We start from the raw sequence: 401 nt of genomic DNA, 5'->3' as shown, positions 1-401 counted from the left end.
GTCGACGACCTGCCCACGCGCCACCCGGTCCGCTACGTTGCCGAGAGTGCCCGCGAGAATCAGCGCATAAGCCGCGGCTTCCAGTCGTGGTAAATTGCGGCGGAGCATCCAGATCAACCACGCGGACGCGGCGAAGGCGAGTGCGATAAAGAAATAGCGTTGCCAACCGCCGGCCCCGGCCAGAAAGCTGAACGCCGCGCCCGGATTGCGCACATGCACGAGATTGAAGAACGGTGCGATCTCCACACGCGTGCCGAGCAGCATGGAGGATGCCACGCTGAGCTTGACGACGTGGTCGAGCAGCGCGATCAGCCCCGCCAACAACAGCCATCGTGGCCACTCGCCTGTTCGTGATGAATGAAGTATGACCATGGCTCAATCAAAGAGGTCCGATCGCTGTC

The 401-nt window shown here is 62.1% G+C and carries 1 protein-coding gene; it reads right to left on the bottom strand.

The features are described from left to right. Window positions 1–321, bottom strand: a 321-nt coding sequence (gene lspA / locus NQ012_RS12950) for a signal peptidase II (RefSeq protein ID WP_257067981.1), incomplete at its 3' end; no start/stop codon positions are given. Window positions 322–401 lie beyond the last annotated feature (80 nt).

It is taken from the genome of Neisseria dentiae, from assembly GCF_024580525.1.
GTDB classification, from domain to species: domain Bacteria; phylum Pseudomonadota; class Gammaproteobacteria; order Burkholderiales; family Neisseriaceae; genus Neisseria; species Neisseria dentiae_A.
Note: the sequence above shows the minus strand (reverse complement) of the source record. Positions and strands in the feature narration are given on the sequence as shown.